The 20,278-nt window shown below is 39.4% G+C and carries 20 protein-coding genes; 9 read left to right on the top strand and 11 right to left on the bottom strand.

From position 1 onward, the window contains the following. Nucleotides 1–91 precede the first annotated feature (91 nt). From BM015_RS15410 to BM015_RS15425, 4 genes are all read right to left on the bottom strand, one after another. On the bottom strand, nucleotides 92–2,014 hold the full coding sequence (locus BM015_RS15410; RefSeq protein WP_090660435.1) for a peptidylprolyl isomerase: 1,923 nt from the start codon (nucleotides 2,012–2,014) through the stop codon (nucleotides 92–94). A 5-nt stretch (nucleotides 2,015–2,019) separates the two neighbouring features. After that, nucleotides 2,020–3,462 carry a TlpA family protein disulfide reductase gene (locus tag BM015_RS15415; protein WP_090660438.1) on the bottom strand — a complete coding sequence of 481 codons (1,443 nt, stop codon included), beginning with the start codon at nucleotides 3,460–3,462 and terminating at the stop codon, nucleotides 2,020–2,022. An 84-nt stretch (nucleotides 3,463–3,546) separates the two neighbouring features. Next, nucleotides 3,547–3,789 carry a hypothetical protein gene (locus BM015_RS15420; RefSeq protein WP_090660441.1) on the bottom strand — a complete coding sequence of 81 codons (243 nt, stop codon included), beginning with the start codon at nucleotides 3,787–3,789 and terminating at the stop codon, nucleotides 3,547–3,549. Then, on the bottom strand, nucleotides 3,779–4,009 hold the full coding sequence (locus tag BM015_RS15425; protein WP_177191927.1) for a hypothetical protein: 231 nt from the start codon (nucleotides 4,007–4,009) through the stop codon (nucleotides 3,779–3,781). The genes BM015_RS15420 and BM015_RS15425 overlap by 11 nt, the downstream gene beginning before the upstream one ends. 262 nt (nucleotides 4,010–4,271) lie before the next feature. Here BM015_RS15425 and mnmA point away from each other — a divergent pair, with 262 nt between their 5' ends. Next, nucleotides 4,272–5,402, top strand: a complete 1,131-nt coding sequence (gene mnmA, locus BM015_RS15430) for a tRNA 2-thiouridine(34) synthase MnmA (RefSeq protein ID WP_090660447.1) — start codon at nucleotides 4,272–4,274, stop codon at nucleotides 5,400–5,402. Here mnmA and BM015_RS15435 read toward each other — a convergent pair. Beyond that, entirely contained in the window at nucleotides 5,399–5,680 is a 282-nt protein-coding gene (locus BM015_RS15435) for an acylphosphatase (protein WP_090660451.1), read from the bottom strand. The two genes, mnmA and BM015_RS15435, sit on opposite strands and share 4 nt — an antisense overlap. 154 nt (nucleotides 5,681–5,834) lie before the next feature. On the opposite strand from BM015_RS15435, the gene BM015_RS15440 reads away from it, so the two are divergent. Further along, complete coding sequence (locus BM015_RS15440; RefSeq protein ID WP_090660454.1) at nucleotides 5,835–6,455, top strand: hypothetical protein; 621 nt, start codon at nucleotides 5,835–5,837, stop codon at nucleotides 6,453–6,455. Here the strand turns inward: BM015_RS15440 and BM015_RS15445 are convergent. Next, complete coding sequence (locus tag BM015_RS15445; RefSeq protein WP_090660456.1) at nucleotides 6,412–6,948, bottom strand: LOG family protein; 537 nt, start codon at nucleotides 6,946–6,948, stop codon at nucleotides 6,412–6,414. The two genes, BM015_RS15440 and BM015_RS15445, sit on opposite strands and share 44 nt — an antisense overlap. Nucleotides 6,949–7,060: 112 nt before the next feature. On the opposite strand from BM015_RS15445, the gene BM015_RS15450 reads away from it, so the two are divergent. Beyond that, a complete protein-coding gene (locus tag BM015_RS15450) occupies nucleotides 7,061–8,458 on the top strand; it encodes a dihydroorotase (protein ID WP_090660459.1) in 1,398 nt (465 codons plus the stop codon). A 73-nt stretch (nucleotides 8,459–8,531) separates the two neighbouring features. Then, nucleotides 8,532–9,848 (top strand): MutS-related protein, encoded by a 1,317-nt coding sequence (locus tag BM015_RS15455; protein ID WP_090660461.1) that lies wholly within the window; start codon nucleotides 8,532–8,534, stop codon nucleotides 9,846–9,848. A 537-nt stretch (nucleotides 9,849–10,385) separates the two neighbouring features. Here the strand turns inward: BM015_RS15455 and BM015_RS21420 are convergent. Beyond that, nucleotides 10,386–10,553 (bottom strand): hypothetical protein, encoded by a 168-nt coding sequence (locus BM015_RS21420; RefSeq protein ID WP_218148511.1) that lies wholly within the window; start codon nucleotides 10,551–10,553, stop codon nucleotides 10,386–10,388. A gap of 159 nt (nucleotides 10,554–10,712) precedes the next feature. Further along, a complete protein-coding gene (locus tag BM015_RS21880; protein WP_245751452.1) occupies nucleotides 10,713–14,141 on the bottom strand; it encodes a glycosyltransferase family 117 protein in 3,429 nt (1,142 codons plus the stop codon). A gap of 280 nt (nucleotides 14,142–14,421) precedes the next feature. On the opposite strand from BM015_RS21880, the gene BM015_RS15465 reads away from it, so the two are divergent. From BM015_RS15465 to BM015_RS15485, 5 genes are all read left to right on the top strand, one after another. Further along, a complete protein-coding gene (locus tag BM015_RS15465) occupies nucleotides 14,422–14,871 on the top strand; it encodes an SRPBCC family protein (protein WP_090660466.1) in 450 nt (149 codons plus the stop codon). Beyond that, on the top strand, nucleotides 14,852–15,190 hold the full coding sequence (locus BM015_RS15470) for an ArsR/SmtB family transcription factor (protein WP_090660469.1): 339 nt from the start codon (nucleotides 14,852–14,854) through the stop codon (nucleotides 15,188–15,190). The genes BM015_RS15465 and BM015_RS15470 overlap by 20 nt, the downstream gene beginning before the upstream one ends. A 10-nt stretch (nucleotides 15,191–15,200) precedes the next feature. Then, complete coding sequence (locus tag BM015_RS15475) at nucleotides 15,201–15,632, top strand: SRPBCC family protein (RefSeq protein ID WP_090660474.1); 432 nt, start codon at nucleotides 15,201–15,203, stop codon at nucleotides 15,630–15,632. A gap of 375 nt (nucleotides 15,633–16,007) precedes the next feature. Then, nucleotides 16,008–16,964 carry an ATP-grasp domain-containing protein gene (locus tag BM015_RS15480; RefSeq protein WP_090660477.1) on the top strand — a complete coding sequence of 319 codons (957 nt, stop codon included), beginning with the start codon at nucleotides 16,008–16,010 and terminating at the stop codon, nucleotides 16,962–16,964. Nucleotides 16,965–17,081: 117 nt separating this feature from the next. Further along, nucleotides 17,082–18,191 (top strand): carboxylate-amine ligase, encoded by a 1,110-nt coding sequence (locus BM015_RS15485; RefSeq protein WP_090660482.1) that lies wholly within the window; start codon nucleotides 17,082–17,084, stop codon nucleotides 18,189–18,191. An 18-nt stretch (nucleotides 18,192–18,209) separates the two neighbouring features. Here the strand turns inward: BM015_RS15485 and BM015_RS15490 are convergent, their stop codons facing one another. From BM015_RS15490 to rpiA, 3 genes are all read right to left on the bottom strand, one after another. Beyond that, a complete protein-coding gene (locus BM015_RS15490; protein WP_090660485.1) occupies nucleotides 18,210–18,935 on the bottom strand; it encodes a DNA-formamidopyrimidine glycosylase family protein in 726 nt (241 codons plus the stop codon). Between the two features lie 180 nt (nucleotides 18,936–19,115). Continuing rightward, the gene (locus BM015_RS15495; RefSeq protein ID WP_090660488.1) at nucleotides 19,116–19,430 is read right to left on the bottom strand and encodes a hypothetical protein; all 315 of its coding nucleotides are present in this window, start codon (nucleotides 19,428–19,430) and stop codon (nucleotides 19,116–19,118) included. A 162-nt stretch (nucleotides 19,431–19,592) separates the two neighbouring features. Continuing rightward, on the bottom strand, nucleotides 19,593–20,261 hold the full coding sequence (rpiA, locus tag BM015_RS15500) for a ribose 5-phosphate isomerase A (protein WP_177191928.1): 669 nt from the start codon (nucleotides 20,259–20,261) through the stop codon (nucleotides 19,593–19,595). Nucleotides 20,262–20,278: the final 17 nt, after the last annotated feature.

Consider the following 20,278-nt stretch of genomic DNA (forward strand, 5'->3'; position numbering starts at 1 on the left):
TAACAAAATATAGAAACCTATAAACAGGTATATTATTTTTTAATAAATACATAATATTTATCTTTTACTAAGTATTTGTTAATTAAATTATTTAATGCAGCGTTTTTAAAACAGGTTCATTTATGAAAACCGGGTATTGTGCTTTGAGGTCTTTTATCCAATTCTTTTCAATCTCTTCCTGATAATCGTTTATAACTGCACCCCTGGCTTCTTCAAAACTTTTTTGTTCAGGCTTATCATTGGAACTTAATACGTGAACGAAAGTATAAACGTTCCCTGCCTCATTGCTTTCCGGCAATGTTTGAAAATTCGCTTCATATTCAAGCTTTGCTTTTACCGGCAATTCGTTCACATTAAACCGGCTGCTGTCAGCATATACTTCATTATAAGCTGCTGCAATGCTTCGCCATTTTGAAGGATTACTTTTTATTTTCAATGCAATTGAATCTGCAATAGCTTGCCCGGGCGCCGATATTACAAGTGCAGTAACGCTTTTCTGCCATGTATAATTGCCTTTATGCAGCTCATAATACTTTTTTAAACCTGCCGTATCGTTAGAAGCTTTGCTCCACACATGCTTATCCATAATATAAAAAAGCATATTGGCTTCATTAAACTCTTTTAACTGTTCTGAGATTGACGGATCAAAGTCTTCAATATGCGACCTGTAATATTCATTGCAGCTTAGCCAAATAAAATCATTCATTTGCCTGCTATAGCTGGAAGGTTCCTCCCTTGAAAATATATCCCTGGATTGCAGGTAACTCATCCAATCTTCAACTGTAAATTTTCTGCCTGCGAATTGAAATAAAACCATTCCCGGTTTTACGGCTTTGTACGACGCAAATATTTTGCCGTTATTTCTTAATGAACTGTCAGTATATATCCATAAATCATTTTTATTATAGCTTGCTTCTTTAAATCCTGTTATGCCAAGCCAACTATTAACAAGATTTTTTTTAGCCGCATCAAGCCTGCCTGTATTTTGTACTTGTGTTTGCAGATAGCTTTCAAATGCTGCATCATCTTCATTGGAAGGCACCGGCAGTTTTTCAACAAGCCTGATTATATTATAGCCATACGCAGTTTTAAACGGTTTTGAAACATCGCCTGTTTCTTTCAAATCAAAAACTTCTTTTTCAAAATCATCTGTGTATTCTCCTGCTTTTACTTCAATAGTGTTATCCGGATCATTGCCATCATAATTATGGCCATACAATGGCATCAATGCGGTGAATGGAATTCCATTTTGCAAAAGATTATATACAGAATCAGCCTGCTGCTTCACTTCATTCAATTGCGCATCAGAATAAAAATCATGCACAGCAAATAATAATTGCTGAATTTTTCTTCTCCCAATGGCAGGCCTTTCACTCACATTTTTAAAAATATGATAACCGGCGCCTGATTTGTATATTGCAGAAAAGCCGCCCGGTTTGAGATTATAAATAATATTTTCGATTGAATAAGGCAAGGTGAATACAGTTATGTAGCCTACAATTCCTTTGACATCCTTTACTGCCTGAACGTTGGAATATTGAACAGAAATTTCTTCAAAATTTTTACCGGCCTTTAATTCGTTCAGCGCTTTTGATATTTGATTATACGCCGCGCTGGTATCAGCGCCGTCAAACTGAACAAAGACCTGCTGCACTAAAATATCTTTCCTGCTGCGCAAAAATGCTTCATGTACGAGGCCTGCGAGATTTGCCTGCTTGTTGATAAAATTATCTGTGAGCTGCGTTTTAAAATTTTCTGTTTCAGCTTTCAGCTCTGCATTTGTATTTATCTTTTCGTCATAAGCGGCCTGCAGTTTCAATTTGAAATTTATATACAGGTCAAGGTATTCTTTCATTCTTTCCTGTCTGTTACCCGAAGAATCAGGGTTCTTGTTATAGGCTTCCAAAAATTCCTGTTTGGAAACTTTATATTTTCCATACGTAAACAGAGTTTGCGCATTAGCAATACTTGCCGCAGTTGCAAAACAGGCAAATAAGAAAACAATCTTTTTCATAACAGTTATTGGGAAACTGGTAATGATTTTAGTTTGGCAGCGATCAGCTCATCATATTGTTCAAGGCTTAGCCCTTTGGCTATTATTTTTTTATTCTCATCTAACAAAAAGAAACTTGGCGTTTGAAATATATCGTATAGCTGCCGGTAATCGGGCTGTTTGTTGGCAGCAAGCTCCGCTTTCTTCTGTGGTGTTTCATAACCATGATACCAGCCATTCAATTTATTGTCAACAATAAATTTTTTCCAGTCGTCAACAACAGCATCATTAGTGCAAACCGCTAAAATTTTTATGCCTTCATTCTTCCATTTCGCTGTGTAAAAAGAATCAAGCCTGGGAATCTGCGTTTTGCAATGCCCGCAATGCGGATCCCAAAAAGCAACAAACGTTAATGGCGCTTTTATATTATACAACGATAGCGCCCTGCCGGATGTATCTGAAAGCTCAAGCGGAGATGCCTGCTCATTTATCTGGTTGGCCATTAAACTGTAGGCCCGGTCAAAAATATATTTGCGCTGCTTTTCATTCAGCCAGGTTGTATCGCCTTTTGAATAATAGTTCTGGAACAAAAACAGGAAAACCTTATCCTGCCCCATGAATTCCGGATTGATGTATTTATCAGTAAACTTTCCCAGAAGATAAGTATGCACATCATTATTTTCCCTTGAAGCGAGCATCATATAATTCACTTCATTGATAATTGAATCAGGGTTGGGTGACACATAATATTTATAATATTCATCAAGCTTCGAATCAAAAAAAGGCGTGTGCAATATCATGTCATTATTAAAATCAACACTATCCCAGTAATGATCCTTTACATAATAAAATGGATACAGCGAATCCAGCGTTCCATCTGCACGCTTTGGCATTTGCGGCCTTTCGGGCACCTTTGCTATTTCCAGCAATTTCGCCAGCAGGCTGTTGGGCTGGTTCTTAACAATGTTATTCCTGAATGTTGTTAACTCTCCCGCTTTTGCTGCAAGCTGTTTTGCTGCAGATGATGAATCGGCTGCTGTTTTAGCTGCTTTCATTTGTTGTTGCAGCGCATTTAGTTCGGGTGAAACTTTGGAAAGAAAAATGGTATAATCTGAAAACAATTCATTATCCGGCGAGCCGGTAAATTTTATTTCACCGGGTTTGGTAGAATCATAAGCAAGTGAAAAATGTTGCTTTTCATCCATCAGCAATTCAAAGAGTATTACATATTTCGGCGATACTATAAAGTAAATGCCCTGCGGTAATTTTGTGTTTCCTTTAAAAATGGCCAGGCCGTTAGCATCTGCTATGGCAGAATCTGAAAGCCGTTTATTTTTACCATAATAAGTACCAAGATACATTTTCGCGTTCTTGAAATCAGTAGTGGCTTTTACCTCGTATCCTGGTTGCGACTGGGCTTTAAGAGAAGTGCAGAATATTAAAATTGCTGCAGCCAAAAATATTCTCATTGGTTTAAAATTGGGTGTAAAGATATTTCAATATCCCTTTGCTTTTGTTAACCGGGTGTGAATGGTAATTAATCAGTAATCAACTTAAAACATATAAAACAACATTCCTCCTGTATATAAAAGCAGTAAAACCAATAAATCACTTATGCCATTAGTAATAATATCCGGGGAACCAAATGTGCTAAGGAAAGGGTTAAGATGAAATTCAGGAGATTTGGCAGTACTTGTTTTAGCATTAATGATTTTGCAATAGAAAAAACCGCAATTGCTTTTATCAGAGTGCAACCATTTATCTTCAACTATATCCCTGAGTTCCTTACTCTTCAACAGTAACAATTTCAGTGAGTGGTTCCAGCAGGCTTTTAAGTACTATAAATGTCCTGTCATCAATATATGCAGTCTTAACCTGGTAAAGCTGGTCGCCGGTTAATGAATCAAGGCATTCCTTCTTAATAAAATCTTCAGGTTTACAATTGTCAGTTATGCGGCATATTTGTTCGTCCATCCTGTAATCAATCAGTTCCGGGTGCTGCAATAGTTCAGACATTTTAACCGTCGATCCTTTTTTTATTTTATATGGATAAAATTTTTTCATGATAATCCCTCTTATTATGGAATTAATTATCCCATAAAGCAAAAGTAATGTTAGTTACTGTATAAGGCCGGCAATCATGAAACCGGTTTAAGTGTTTAAATATCTTCTTAAAAAATGCCAACATTACGCTGCAGCTTTCAAAACCATCTGCATCTTTTTAAACCATTGTATATTTGCAGTTTTTAAAATTGCAAAAATCCCACGGGGATAAGTTATGAGCAGGAAAGGAAAAGTTTTAGTGGCAATGAGCGGCGGTATTGACAGTACCGTTACGGCGTTGATGCTTCATAATGAAGGATATGAAGTGGTGGGCATTACCATGAAAACATGGGATTATGCCAGCAGCGGCACCAGCAGTAAAGAAACAGGCTGCTGCAACCTCGATAGTTTTAACGATGCCCGCGCTGCGGCTGTACAGAATGGCTTCCCGCATTTTATTTTAGATATACGCGAAGAGTTTGGCGATTTTGTTATTGACAATTTTGTGGAAGAATATCTTGCCGGCAGAACGCCCAATCCCTGCGTGATGTGCAATACGCATATTAAATGGCGGGCTTTACTGAAGCGCGCCAATGCATTGGGTTGTGATTTTATTGCCACCGGGCATTATGCCAATATTCAACAACATGAAAACGGCAGGTTTTATATAAGCAAAGGTTTGGATGAACTGAAAGACCAGAGCTATGTTTTATGGGGATTGCAGCAGGATTTATTAAGCCGTACTATTCTTCCGTTAGGGAAATATCATAAAACAGCAATACGCCAGATGGCGCACGATTACGGGTATCCTGAACTGGCTAAAAAAAGCGAGAGTTATGAAATTTGTTTTGTGCCTGATAATGATTACCGCGGCTTCTTAAAGCATCGTGTTAAGGGCCTTGAAGAAGAAGTTAACGGCGGCTGGTTTGTTGATAAAAACGGTTTGAAATTAGGACAGCATAAAGGCTATCCTTTTTATACTATCGGGCAACGGAAAGGTTTGGATATTGCCCTGGGCCGCCCTGTGTATGTAACGGCTATTGAACCTGCAACCAATACAGTTGTATTAGGTGATGAAGAAGATTTGCAGCAAACGGAAATGACAGTTACCAAATTAAACTGGCTTAAATACAATGGCATTGAAGACGGAAGAGAAGCATTCACAAAAATCCGTTATAAGGATAAAGGCGCGTTAAGCAATTTGTATAATGATGGCGGTAATATCCGCGTCAGGTTTTATGATAATGTAAAAAGCATTGCACCTGGTCAAAGTGCTGTGTTTTATGAAGGCGATGATGTAATTGGCGGTGGTATTATTCAAAGAGGCACAGTCCCGGCCTTTAACGCCGCTGTGTTTAATTCTTAATCGTAATGCACTGAAAAGTTTGAAAGATTTGTGTCTGCTGCCGCATCGCGGCTTTCCACCTTTTCTACATTTGCTGCTGGCGATCCCTGCCGGCACCATTCCAGCAGTTCAATAACAGCTTCTTTATTTCCTTGTGCGAACATTTCAACATCGCCGGATATTATATTTTTTACCCACCCGCTCAAACCCAGTTCTGTGGCTTTTTGCTTGGCATACTTTCTAAAAAATACACCTTGCACTTTTCCTTTGATTATTATATGCTTTGCTGTTACCCCCATATTATAAAATTGAGACCGGAAGATAATAAAGATGGTTTTCTGCTCAGCGTTTGCAAAAAATTTTTCTTCATCCCAACAAAATCTTAAAGCACCTCAATTTTTTTAATGTTTAAAATTTCTGCTACATCTTTACGTTTAAGATCAAACCAATACAATGAAACAATTCATTTTAATTATACTGGCACTAACAAGCTTAACCGCTATTAAGGCGCAATACAACGATGATAATTATGATGAGCCGGCAGGATTTAAAAAAGAGAATATATTTTTAGGTGGAAGCTTATCGCTTGGCTTTGGATCGGGCAGTTTTGCTGTTGGCGGTAATCCCGAAATAGGCTATTCATTTAACAGGTGGATGGATGCAGGCGTTATTCTCAATCTTAATTACTACTCACAAAAAGATTATTACAATAGTGTGAAATATTCCAGCTTTAACTATGGAGGTGGCGTTTTTGTAAGGGCATGGCCGTGGCCCTTTTTATTTGCACAATTGCAGCCTGAATTAAACTGGATTAATTACAAAGAGAAATATCTGAATTCTGATATCAGTTATAAAAATACAGTTAGCGCCGTAAGCTTAATCGGAGGCGTGGGTTACGGGCAGCACATCGTAAACCAGGGCAGCTATTTTTTTATGATTGGCTTGGATCTGCTTAAGGATAAGTACTCCCCATATCTTGACGGATATGGCCACCCAACGCCCATCATCCGCGGCGGCTTTGATATTTATCTTAAACCATCAAGGAAATCAACTCCTTCGGGTCCGATATTGTAAAAAAACTTTCATTCCAGGGCGTATATAAAAAACCTTCGCGTTGCATCTGATCTAAATGCGCCAGCAGGTTGTTATAATAGCCATCCGAATTAAGCAGGATGATGGTTTTATCATGAATGCTCAGGTTGTTCCAGGTTATCATTTCAAACAATTCATCCATTGTGCCAAAGCCGCCGGGCAGAATGATAGCGGCTTCGCATAATTCAAACATTTTCTTTTTACGCTCATGCATGGTTTCAACAACGTGCAGGGTTTCCAGTTCATCATGTATATCTTCTTTTTCGCTTAATAAAGAAGGAATAACACCCGTTACTTTTCCATTATTTTTTATAGCTGCATTGGCCACAACGCCCATCAGGCCTCTTCTTCCGCCGCCATATACCAGATGAATATTTTTTTGCGCAAGTAATACACCAACAGCTTCGGCGTGTTGTGCAAATAATTTATTATTCCCAAACTTGGAGCCGCAGAAAACGGCAATTGAATTCCACATCTGATTTTTGAATGCAAGTTATTATTGATTTGCTCAGCAGCTATTAATCTTTAATGAATTTTATCAGCTTAAACCACAGTATGCTTAATTTGCAACAAACCTTCATTAAACAATGAATTATCTTATAAAGAACGCAACGGTTGTAAACGAAAACAAAACCTTTCACAGCGATATATTAATTAAAGATGGAAGGATTGAAAAGATTGCGCCCAATATCAGCCTTAAATATGTGATAAAAGAAATTGATGCAACCGGCCTGCATTTGCTGCCCGGCGCTATTGACGACCAGGTGCATTTTCGTGAACCGGGCTTAACACATAAGGCAACTATTTATACGGAATCCAAAGCGGCTGTTGCAGGCGGCGTTACCAGTTTTATGGAAATGCCCAACACGCAACCGCCGGCTTTTACACAACAATTGCTGGAAGACAAATACAGCATTGGCAAGCATACTTCACTCGCCAACTATTCCTTTTTCATGGGCACCAGCAACGATAATTATGATGAAGTAATGCGTTGCAACGAAAAGCGTAAAGACATTTGCGGTGTAAAGATTTTCATGGGTTCTTCCACCGGAAATTTACTTGTTGACAGCCCGCTGGCGCTTGATAAAATTTTCGGCAATTCAGAATTATTGATTGCCACGCATTGTGAAGATGAAAAGATCATCAAAGAAAATTTTGCAAGATTAAAAGCAGAAAAAGGCACGCTTCAGCCTTCCGACCATCCTGTTATAAGAAATGAAGAAGCCTGTTTTGAATCATCATTTCGAGCTATACAATTTGCCAAGAAATACGGAAGCCGCCTGCATATCCTGCATATCAGCACTGAAAAAGAATTGCAGTTATTTACCAATTTAATTCCTTTAAAAGAAAAGAAAATTACTTGTGAGGTTTGTGTACACCACTTGCATTTTACCAGCGATGATTATGAACGCCTCGGCAACCAGATTAAATGCAACCCTGCTATAAAATCATCAAATAATAAAGCGGCTTTATGGCCTGCTTTGCTTGATGACAGGCTTGATGTTATCGCCACCGATCATGCACCGCACACCTTGGAAGAAAAAGGTTTTTACAGGAACGGCGAAGGGCTGTTGGCTCCCTCTCCTTTGGAGAGGGCCGGGGTGAGGTCTTCTTACGAAAAAGCGCATTCCGGCTTACCATTGGTGCAGCATTCATTAATGCTGATGCTGCATTATTATAAAGAAGGAAAGATAACGCTGGAGAAGATTGTTGAAAAAATGAGCCATGCCGTGGCTACCTGTTTCAGCATTGAAGACCGAGGCTTTATACGCGAAGGTTATTTTGCAGATTTAGTGCTGGTGGATTTAGATAAACCCTTCACTGTAAACAAGGAAAACATTTTATATAAATGCGGCTGGAGCCCGCTGGAAGGCTTTACATTTCCTTCATCGGTTACACATACTTTTATAAACGGCAACTTAATTTATGCAAATGGAGCGTTTGATGAATCTAATAAGGGAATGAGATTAAGATTTATGCGTTAGTTGATTAGTTGACTGGTTGCCTCGTTCATACATTCCTTATCAATCAACTTCTCAACAAATCAACTAAAAACACATGCACATAGACAAAACAACACTCTACGATCTTTCCATATTCGATCATAACGAAGAGCAGTCTTTAATGCACCACCTCAATTTTTGCAAAACGAGCAATGGTGTTATATGGCTGGAATATTATCTTAAAACCACTCTTTCTTCCATAGCTGAAATTGAAGAGCGCCAGCAGGTGCTGCAGCAAATAATCGCTGTACATAATCAATGGCCTGAAATTATTACCAACGGCTCTGTGTTAATGATTGAAAAGTTTTACGAATCGCATATTGATAATATTCCCAAAAGCACCGATATCATCAGCAGCAATATTTATAAAGTTGTATATGCGCCTGATTATTCACTGCTTCGTTATTCTGTTTCCCATTTTATTGATTTTATACAGGGCATGCACGGCATTTATCAATTGCTGTACAAACCAAACAACCCGGCGGCGCTGCATGTGCTGATGGAACGCACCAGGATGCTGTTGGCCAAACCCATTGTGCAGGAAATTATTCAGTATAAAAAAGAAAAAAAATTATCATTGCCCGCTGTTTTAAAGTTCGGGCATTTTATACGTTTTCATTATAAGCAGGATGCGCAGGAACTGATTGAAATTTACAGCCGGCTCGATGCTTTATACAGTCTTGCCACTGCCTGCATAAAATATCAATTTACTTTTCCGCAGTTTACGCAGGATATCGTTCCGCATTTTGAGGCCATACAATTATATCATCCATTACTGCCCACTCCTGTTGCATACAATATTGCATTAACCCCGCAAAAAAATTTTTTATTTCTCACCGGCGCTAATATGGCCGGCAAAAGCACTTTTATAAAAGCTGTTGGCATCAGCGTTTATCTTTCGCATATCGGTATGGGCGTACCTGCCCGGCATTTGCAATTGAATTTCTTTGACGGATTAATCAGTAATATCCATGTGATTGATAACATTATAAAAGGCGAAAGTTATTTCTTTAATGAAGTGCAGCGCATCCGCAAAACCATTGAGCAAATAACCGACGGTAAAAACTGGCTGGTGCTGATTGATGAATTGTTTAAAGGCACCAATGTGCAGGACGCCATGAAATGCAGTTCAACCGTGATTGAAGGCTTACTTAAAATACGCAGTGCTTTATTTATTCTCTCCACGCATTTATATGAAATTGGTGATGGATTAAAACAATTCCCCAACATACTTTTCCGTTATTTTGAAACTGAAGTAAAAGATGAACAACTTTACTTCAACTATACTTTAAAAGAAGGCATCAGCAACGACCGTTTGGGTTATTTAATATTGAAGAAAGAAGGTGTGGTGGATTTGCTGAGAGAGTTATAAACAACTGCTATCAATAAAATTAATGCTCTTGTCGTGGCAAGGTGCCACCTAAACTTTACAACTCAATGAACTGGAAGCGGCTTATACTCTTTTGTGCACTCTGCATAGTTGCATTTTGGGTTATTAAAATTGCTTATCTTGTTTTGCAGATAAGTGCTATTAATCCCCCAATGAAAGAATATAATTTTTCTTTAAACAGGATGACCTTGTAAATAAGATATACAATATTGATGAAGCTGATGATAACTTAAATTTTAAAATAACCGACACAACAGGTACTGTAGAAAATGGATTTAGATATTATGCGGACGTTCATCTAAAGAGCAATGGCACTTCATATACTTTCAACCTCGTTTATCATCAATCAGGTAAAGAACATTCCAAAATAGGTTTAGTTGGAGCATTTGACAACACCAATAAATTCGGCGGCTACCAAAGCAATGGCAAAGACATGCAAAACCTGATTGATACTTTTGAAAATAAGTTTATTTACAGGATCAGTAACAATCCATAAACAAAAAATACTACCCTGTTTCTTTAGCTAAAACAGGAAGCACCAAACCACGTTCCCGCAAGCGCCATTATCGGCAGTACAAAATGAGAAGTTGCCGTGGCCACATGCGCCGGAAAATCGAGCAGGCTTATTAATGCGGGCACATGATAATGCCGCCACCAATTCCTAAAAAGCTTGATAGGAGCCCACAAAAAAACTCAGTATTATACCAGTGCAGATGTTGAATAATAATTCACCCGGCCTGTAAAACAAATTTTACAACGGGCTATACCGCAAAACACAAAAGGCACCAGGCGTTAATCTTTTCGCGCCTTAGTGCCTTTGTGGCTAAAGTTATTTTTTAATGCTTATTATTTAGCGGTATCTGTTGAATCTACAGCCGGCTTTAACTCCCCGCCTTCTTCAGGCGCTTTGGGAAGATTGCCGCCACCTAATACCTGCTGCACCTGGCTCAGGCGGTCCAGTAATTCCTGGGCGCCCTGTTTTTCATATGTTAATCCATTTGCCTGCCAGCCTGAAAGCGAATTATAATATTTCATCTGCTGTTGCAAATCCTTTTTTACAGAGTTGGCAACTTTCTCAGCCAGCGCCTTATCATCTGCCATATAAGCTGCCTGCATTACAGCCAGTGAAAGCTGGTTATGATCGTTGCCGCGGCTAACCATTCCATAAGGGAAGTTTTCCTGCAGCATATTCTTATCCACTTTTTGCAACACAGCTTTTGCCGAATCTTTTTTGCCTTTTTCAATCAAGTCAAATGCAAGGTCAACTTCAGCTTTACGTATTGTGTTTAAATGCCTGCGGTTTTCTTCATCAAAATAAACACCGGGAATATTGGCGCTGCCAAACCCGAATTTATTCATGATTACATTATACGTCCAGTTAGTATTTACACCGCTGCCTTCAACCGGCACAAGGCGGTAAGACAAACCATCCCTGCGTATATAATTACTAAATCCAAGTTCACCGTAAGGCATGGTGAAATAGATAGGACGTTTCCATTTATTGGCAGCAATCACGCATAAAATAGCCAGGTCATTCTTATACAAATTATTTTTAGGAATGCTGAAACGAACGGCATCCACAATACTGTCGTTTGCGTTAACAGTACCATTGCTTAATACGAGCTGCTTATCAACCGGCAGTGCAACTTTATGTACCGGGAAAGTATTATACCGGTTACCGTTTTGTGCGCCAACCAGCGAAACATCGCTTCCCACATAATCTTTCATCATCTGGTAAAGATCATAAAAGCGGTCTTCAGGAAATTGCGGGTTTGCGTTAAAGAAAACCACGTCGCGGTTGTTACCTTCAATCTGGTCTGCGGAAAGAATTAAATCAATCGGATCGCTTTCATTCACTTTATAGCGAAGCTGATTCACGTACCAGTCTGTGCCAAGCAAGCTTGTATTAATAACACGAATGTCGCGGCGCACACCTTCTACTTCCTGTGCATACCAAAGCGGGTAAGTATCATTATCGCCAAAGGTGAAAAGAATAGCATTGGGCGCGCAGCTTTCAAGATAATCTTTGGCTATATCGCGGGCCAGTTGCTTTTTGCTGCGGTCATGATCGTCCCACTCCTGCTGGCCCATTAACACCGGCACCGCCAGTGATACAGCTATAGCTGCGTAAGCAATGGTTGAGGGGCTTTTCAGCATTTTAAAAATATAAGGAACGCCTGCTGCAATAGCGCCAAACAAAATGGCAAAACCAATACCGAGCCCTATGCCGCCGCCCGCTGCAAGTGCGCCAAATAAAAACAGCGCTGCAAAAATGCCGCCTGAGATTAACATTGATTTTAACGCCTTCGGGTCCCATTTGGTGGCCATTTCTGTAAAGTAAGGTACCGCCAGGCCAATCCATATTGCAAATGCATAGAAAGAACCCACATAAGCATAATCACGTTCACGCGGCTGGTAACCTGCCTGGTTAAGATAAATGACAATGGCAAAGCCGGTGAAATAAAAAAGTAAAAGTGTAACCAAAGCATCACTGCCTTTTTTGCGGAAATGATAGAACATGCCGATCAATCCCAGAATAAAGGGCAGCATAAACATGGTGTTATGCGCTTTATTGTGTTTTATGCTGTCAGGCAAATAGGTTTGATCGCCATACAATGCGCTATCCATAAACGGAATGCCTGAAATCCAGTTGCCATCGCGTACATTGCCTGCATATAAACCTTGCAAATCATTTTCCCTGCCGCTAAAATTCCAAAAGAAATAGCGCAGGTACATGAAGTAATTCTGGTAGCTTACAAAGAAACGCATGTTATCCATGAAAGTAGGCGGGCGCTCATAAGTGCCGTCCTGCTTTTTCTGAATGCCCATAAACACGGCATAATAATCCGCATGGTTCTGGTCGTTGCTGGCATCCCACATACGCGGGAAAACCATTTTATCTTCCTTATTGTAAACGTATTTATAGCTGCGGACAACCTTTATGTATTTGTCTTTACTTTTCTGGTAAGAATCAGATTCTTTAGAATCGATGGGCTGCGCTGTAAATTTTTGTCCATACAGTATGGGAAAATCACCATATTGTTCACGGCCAAGATAACCAACCAGGCTCATAGGGTTATCTACATTATACATGTCAACAGCAGGATCTGCATTACTGCGTATAAGCGTGGTTAAATAAGAGCTATAACCTATCAGCATAAAAGCCAGGCACCATAAACCGAGGCGCAAATAATACCAGCTTTTTTTTGAAGCAACACGCAGGCCGAGCCATATAAGCGCCGCCAAAAGCACAAAAAATACGGTAAAGCCGGAGAAGAATGGCATGCCCAGTGAATTCACAAAAAAGATGTCGAAATAACCGGCAGCCTTAATTGTTACCTGGATTACGCCCACCTGTACTACACCAACGATAATACAGCTAAGTACAAAGAATATGTAAGTGCCACCATAAAAATCTTTACGGTCTTTATTATAGCCTTCAACCAAATATAATAAACCTATTGCTGCTGCTGCACCTAAAAGAATAAGGCCCGCAACAGTAGCGTCCATTGGCACACCCCTTGAACTGTCGGCCTGCGCACTGGCGCTTGCCAACGCCACAATAAAACCTAAAATACCACCGATAACAGTAAGCCTTATAAAATATTTTCTTATAACCTCATAACGGAAATGTTCGCGCTTGCGGAAGAAATAAACCATTACAATAGCAGGGATGGTTAGCAGGTTCAGCAGGTGCACACCAATGGATAAGCCCATCAGGAAGAAGATCAACACAATCCATCTGTCAGCACCGGGTTCATCAGCCGTATGTTCCCATTTAAGAATGGCCCAGAAAACAATGGCGGTAAAGAAAGAACTTAATGCATATACTTCACCTTCAACAGCGCTGTACCAGAATGAATCGGTAAATGTATAAGCTAATGCACCAATTATACCAGCGCCCATAATGGTTACCAGTTGCGTTTTGGTTAGCTCGTTATTGTTCTTGCTGTTGCCCAGCGCAATACGGCGGGCAAAATGCGTTATCGTCCAAAATAAAAATAAGATGGTAAAGCCGCTGGCAAGAGCGTTCATAATATTCACGGCTTTAGCGGCGGTCATAGGGTTATCGCCAAACAGCACTATGAAAATTCTGCCCAGCAAAACAAACAATGGCGCACCGGGCGGGTGCGGAATCTGTACTTTAAAAGCACTGCTCACAAATTCACCGCAATCCCAAAGGCTGCCGCCAGCTTCGCTGGTCATTATATAAACAGTACAGGCAATAAGGCAAACTATCCAGCCCGTATAATTATTAATGCGCTTGAAGTTCATGTAAAAAATTTTGAATGTCCCGTTTTTTTAAAGTGGCAGCAAACCTAATGTAAACAAATGAAAATGGGAAAAGTGATTGTTTTTTTAAGAATAGTTTTCAGGCGCTGCATTTCCTGCAAATTTTTCATGTGCGGCCAGGCCATAAATATTCGGTTTTTGCAGTTCCGGCAGCTGCACTCAATCTGCTGTAGAAACAATTGTTTTTATCATTAAAAAAAACAAAAAAAATGCGTAACTAAAAAGTTACATATATATTTGCGTAACCGTTAAGTCACATATTATGCAAACCAGTATTCAACACAAAATTTTCTTTTCATTACCGCCAAATATTGTATGGGAGTATCTTACAAAGGCCGAATTAATTGAGCAATGGCTTATGAAGAATGATTTTAAGCCGGTGGTTGGCTACGATTTTAAGTTCACTACCCGCGCCTTGCCCAATTTTAATTTTGACGGCGTTGTGTATTGCAAAGTGCTGGAAGTAACCCCGTTTAAGAAATTGGTTTATTCATGGAAAGGCGGCCCCGGCAATAATAAGATAACGCTTGATTCAATTGTTGAATGGACGCTGCATGAGAAAGATAATGGAACGGAACTTGAGCTTAACCATACAGGTTTCAGGGAAGCGGATAGAAATATGTTTGCACTTATGAATACCGGATGGCTAAAGAATATGCAGAAGATTAATGAACTTATTAATACAGCAAAACATGGCACAAACAACCCTTGATGCCTTCCAGGTAATCGCCGATCCCAGCAGGAGGCAGATATTGCAATTGCTTTCAAAAGAAAGTTTAACCATTAATGCGCTTGCTGAAAATTTTGACATGAGCCGCCCTGCTGTTTCAAAGCATATAAAAGTATTATACAATGGCGGTTTTATATCTATTCAAACTATAGGAAGACAACGGCATTGCGTATTAAAACAGGATGGCTTTAACGCTGTTCAGCAATGGATAAATTATTTCGACAGTTTCTGGCAAACAAAACTTAAAAAGCTGGAAGATGTTTTAAATATAAAAGCTGAAAAAAAGATCAATAACCACTAAAACAAATAACATGGGTAATGGCATTGTAACGGTTGAAAAACTTTATAACGCACCTGTTGAACAGGTTTGGAACGCCTTAACTGATAAAGATGAAATGCGTAAATGGTATTTTAATGTAAGCGATTTTAAGCCCGAAAAAGGTTTTGAATTCAGCTTTGCAGGACAGGGCAGCAAAGGAGAAGAATATGTGCATATATGCAAGGTGCTGGAAGTTATTCCCAATAAAAAATTACAGTATAGCTGGGCTTACAAAGGCTATCCCGGTTATACGGTTGTAACGTTTGAATTATTTGAAGAGGGTGATAAAACGCATTTAAAGCTTACACATGAAGGCTTGGAAAGCTTTGCAGAAAACGGGCCTGATTTTACAGTTACAAGCTTTAATGGCGGCTGGAACGAAATTGTGAATGTGATGCTGGAAAAGTATTTGGCAAATAAATAAAAAAGCTATAAATATTTAAGGCAAGTTCTGAATAACCTAGGCCTTCAGGCCTGGGAATAAATAATATTTGCTAAAAGGCTTTGGCCAAAGTGCATTTTGGCTAAAGCCTTTTAAAAACCAATTTATTCACCCAAAGCTAAACCATTGGGTTAGTTAAAAACTGTTATCCAAACTCATGTTATTTATTTAAACTGCCTGTTTAAAGTTAAATAACCTAAACCGCCGGGCCCGGCATCAATAAATTTCAAGCGTAAAAAATAAACCGCTGTTGTTTATGATAGTTTAATTTGAACCTGTTATCTTCAATAAAAATTAACAGCGCAAAGTTTTATCCGTGTCAGCACTTATTTTTATTCACTCCAAACATTTAATCGTATGAAAAAGATCGGTATTTTATTCGGTAAAGAAAGAACCTTTCCTGAGGCATTTATAGAAAGAGTAAACAGTAAAAATATTGATGGCATAACAGCAGAGCCCGTGCACATAGATAAAGTAATACAGGGAGAGCCCTGCGGTTATTCTGTTATAATAGACCGCATAAGCCAGGATGTGCCTTTTTACCGGGCCTTTTTAAAGAATGCAGCCCTCACCGGAACGGCTGTTATCAATAATCCATTCTGGTGGAGCGCCGATGAAAAGTTTTTTAATAACTGCCTTGCTACAAAAATTAATGTGCCTGTTCCTAAAACGGTGATACTGCCTTCTTACGATTTACCCACTGATACCACCGGCGAGTCTTTTTCAAATCTTGCATATCCTTTAGACTGGGAAAGTATTTTCAATTATATCGGTTTCCCCGCTTACATGAAGCCGTTCGCCGGCGGAGGATGGAAAAATGTTTATAAGCTGAACGACAAAGAAGATTTTTATGCGAAACATAATGAAACAGGCCAGTTGGTAATGCTGCTGCAGGAAGAGATAGTGTTTGAAGAATACTACCGGTGTTATTGCATTGGTGGCAAGCACGTGCGCATAATGCCTTATGAGCCCCGTAACCCGCATCATTTGCGTTACGTTGCAGGTTTTACGCCCGGCGCTGAAAAACTGAAGGAGATGGAAGACATTGTATTGCGCATTAATAAATATCTTGGCTATGATTTTAATACGGTGGAGCTTGCACTGCGTGACGGCGTTCCGTATGCAATAGATTTCTGTAACCCGGCGCCTGATGCAGACCGGAACAGCGTGGGTGAAGAGAATTTTGCATGGGTAGTGGAAACGGCTGCTGGTTATGCTATTGAAAAAGCGCAATCAAACGAAGAGGGAAAAGATAACCTTACCTGGGGTGAATATGTAAAAAGAAGCGCTGATAAAGTAAGCCTGATAGACTGAAGCAGATGGAAAATCCTTTTAACTACTGAATGATGCTATCATCATCAAAATTTTTTTATAACAATTTTCGTAACCACGAATTTATAAACTCCCTTCAGGGAATGGGGGCGTTCTTGTATGCTACACATCAATTATAATCATTTTACGCTTGGCGTTGAAGAAGAATACATGGTTGTTGATCCCGAAACAAGGGAGTTAAAAAGCCATGAACAGAAGATTGTAAACGAAGGGCATAAAATGCTTAAGGATAAAGTAAAGGCTGAAATGCACCAGGCTGTTGTGGAAGTGGGCACTGACATTTGCAAGGATATTGAAGAAGCCCAGCGCGATGTAACCACACTGCGCACGGTAATTTCACAAATAGCCGAAAGCAATGGCTTTTGGATGGGCGCATCCGGCACGCACCCGTTCAGCCACTGGGAAAGACAGTTGATAACCGATCATGTGCGTTACAGCCAAATAGTGAATGAACTGCAGGAAGCTGCCCGCAGCAATCTTATTTTCGGGTTGCATGTGCATGTGGGAATGGAAGACCGCAAAATGGCTATTCACATAGCAAACTCTGCACGTTATTTTTTGCCGCACGTGTATGCCTTAAGTACGAATTCGCCTTTTTGGGAAGGAAGAATTACGGGCTACAAATCTTACCGCACCAAGGTGTTTGATAAATTTCCGCGAACCGGCATCCCTGAATTTTTTGACAGCATAGAATCGTATGATAATTATGTAAACCTGCTCATAAAAACCAACTGCATTGATAATGCAAAAAAAATATGGTGGGATTTAAGGGTACACCCCTTTTTCAATACAGTTGAGTTCAGGATTTGCGATGTGCCCATGACCATTAATGAAACCATTGCCATTGCTGCTTTGTTCCAGGCTATTTGCGCCAAGCTGTATAAACTGCGATTACAAAATCTCAACTTCATCATTTATCAACGTGCTTTGGTGAACGAAAATAAATGGCGTGCCAGCCGCTATGGCATTGATGGCAGCCTTATTGATTTTGGCAAAGAATCAGAAGTAAATACCCGTGTTTTGATTTACGAACTGCTGGATTTTGTGGATGATGTTGTGGATGAATTAGGCAGCCGCCATGCTATTGAATATGTACACAAAATGCTGGAACAGGGAACAGGCGCCGACAGGCAAATTGATGTATATAACCAGCGTCAGAATTTCAGCGATGTGGTGGATTATATTCACAGCCAGTTTTTAGTGCAGTAAGGCCTGCTTGCTATATTATCACTCATATAACCGCTGCCTGTATTCACTGAAGAATATTTTACGTTTTGAACGGCTTAAAATTTTCATGGTTACCTCACTCCCATCAGCGGCATATTGCCGGCGATACACGGAAAAATGCAGGTGCTTATTCCTTTCTATAATTTCATACCAATGCTTTGCATATTTCACTGTTTCTTTTATAAGTTTTGTAATTTTTGCTGCCGGTATTTTTCCAACAATGCTTTGCGGATGAATGCCGGCCAGGTATAAAACTTCATTACGGATAATATTGCCTGCTCCGGTAAAAATTTGCTGATCCATTAATACGTCGCCAATGGTTTTGCCGCTTTGCATCTTCAGCAACTTTTTCACATAAACCATATCAAAATCTTTACTTAAAATATCAGTGCGCCAGTCATATACTTGTGTAACAGGTGCTTTCAATTTTTCTGCACGCACAACATAACCATTTATTTCACCATTGGTAAATTCAAGAAAAAATGAACGGTTAACCTTTTTGCGTTCATTGATTAGTATATCTCCAAATAAACCCAGGTGCACCCTTACCGTTCCGTTTGCAAACAGCAGCAATAAATGTTTTCCCCATGTTTTAATATCAAGTAATTTTTTTCCGTTTATCCATCCGGCAGGCATTGGTCCATAACCACCGGCTTTCTTAACAACTCTGTTTTTAAATGGCAGCAGTTGGTTCCTGATATGTAATATAGACGGGCCTTCAGGCATATACAAAATTCTTAGTAAAAGCACAGGCAAAATGTCTGCCTAAATACAGGCTGTAATACTCGTCGCATAGATAACACCAATCCGGTTTCGTAAAAAATGTGTGGCAGATAATTGTAATTGTTTCCAGGGTTCGAAGGTTATGCCAAACAAAGAGAAAAGAACACTTTAAGGCAACTATCGTCAAGCCGTTTTACGAATGCCACTTTCATATTCATCAATAGCTTTTTTAATAAGCAGGTTCAGTTTGCCATCACCTTCGCAAAGCCATTTATCTTCACCTTCCTGGAGCCATTTCCCATCTTTTGTTTTCAGTAACCGGTATTCACGAATATCGTCCACAGGATTTACTTCTACTATATAAGCCAGCTTTTCTTCTGTATCAATTTTTTTCCACGGCATCAGCAAATGCAGAAAAGTTTTTTGTTCTTTACGTTTAATACCTGTTCTAACGTTTCCCTGCCTGTTGTTTGGCAGGTCGATGAAAAATTGCGCCATGTAAAAGTTTTTTATATGCTTAGTAAATTACTTAACGAAGAACAGCTTAAAATGTTACAGTTGCCGAACGGTGATATAGAATGACCAAAGGGTTAACCGGCTGCGAACCTTTTATATGAACAGTTTTACGAAATAAATCCTTGCAGAAAAAGAAATATATGCTTAAGATGAATATCCCTGTTTTTCTATAACACGCAAACCATTTTCACCAGCTATAACGGCTTTATGCGCCATGTTATAAAACAACGATGATTCCAGCACGCCCGTAATATTTTTTAAGGCAGAATTAAGGATAGGTAATCCAGGAAATTCATCAAACCAAATATCAATTAACAAATTTGAATAACGGGTTTTGCTTTCACGAACCTGCATTTTACAAAAAGGGAAAATTTTATGCACCTGTTCCTGTGCAAATTGTATAGCATCTGGAATTACTTCAATAACAACCGGGTATTTTGTTTGCAGCGCATCAACGTATTTTGATTCATCGCCCACTAAAATAAATTGCCCGGCCATTGAAGCCAGTAATTTTTCTGTGGTATGAATACCAGAGCCGCTCTTAAGTGCATTCAGATTTTTATCAAACTGGTCGCACCCATCAAAATAAATATCTAAAGCGCTTACGGCGGATATTTCATTTACGGTAAAGCCAGCATCTTCCAATAATTTTTTTGTAGAGAAAGAAGAAGTGAACAGCGTAAGTGAATTGTTTTTATTTACCGTTAAAGCTTTAACCATATAACTTATTGCAGCGCCATCGCCCAGGCCGATGATTGTATTACCTTCAATAAAACGAATGGCTGCTTCAGCAGCTATTTTTTTAAAATTCATTTGCATCGTTTAATAAA

Origin of the sequence: Parafilimonas terrae (genome assembly GCF_900115755.1) — a bacterium.
In the GTDB taxonomy this organism is placed as follows: Bacteria; Bacteroidota; Bacteroidia; order Chitinophagales; family Chitinophagaceae; genus Parafilimonas; species Parafilimonas terrae.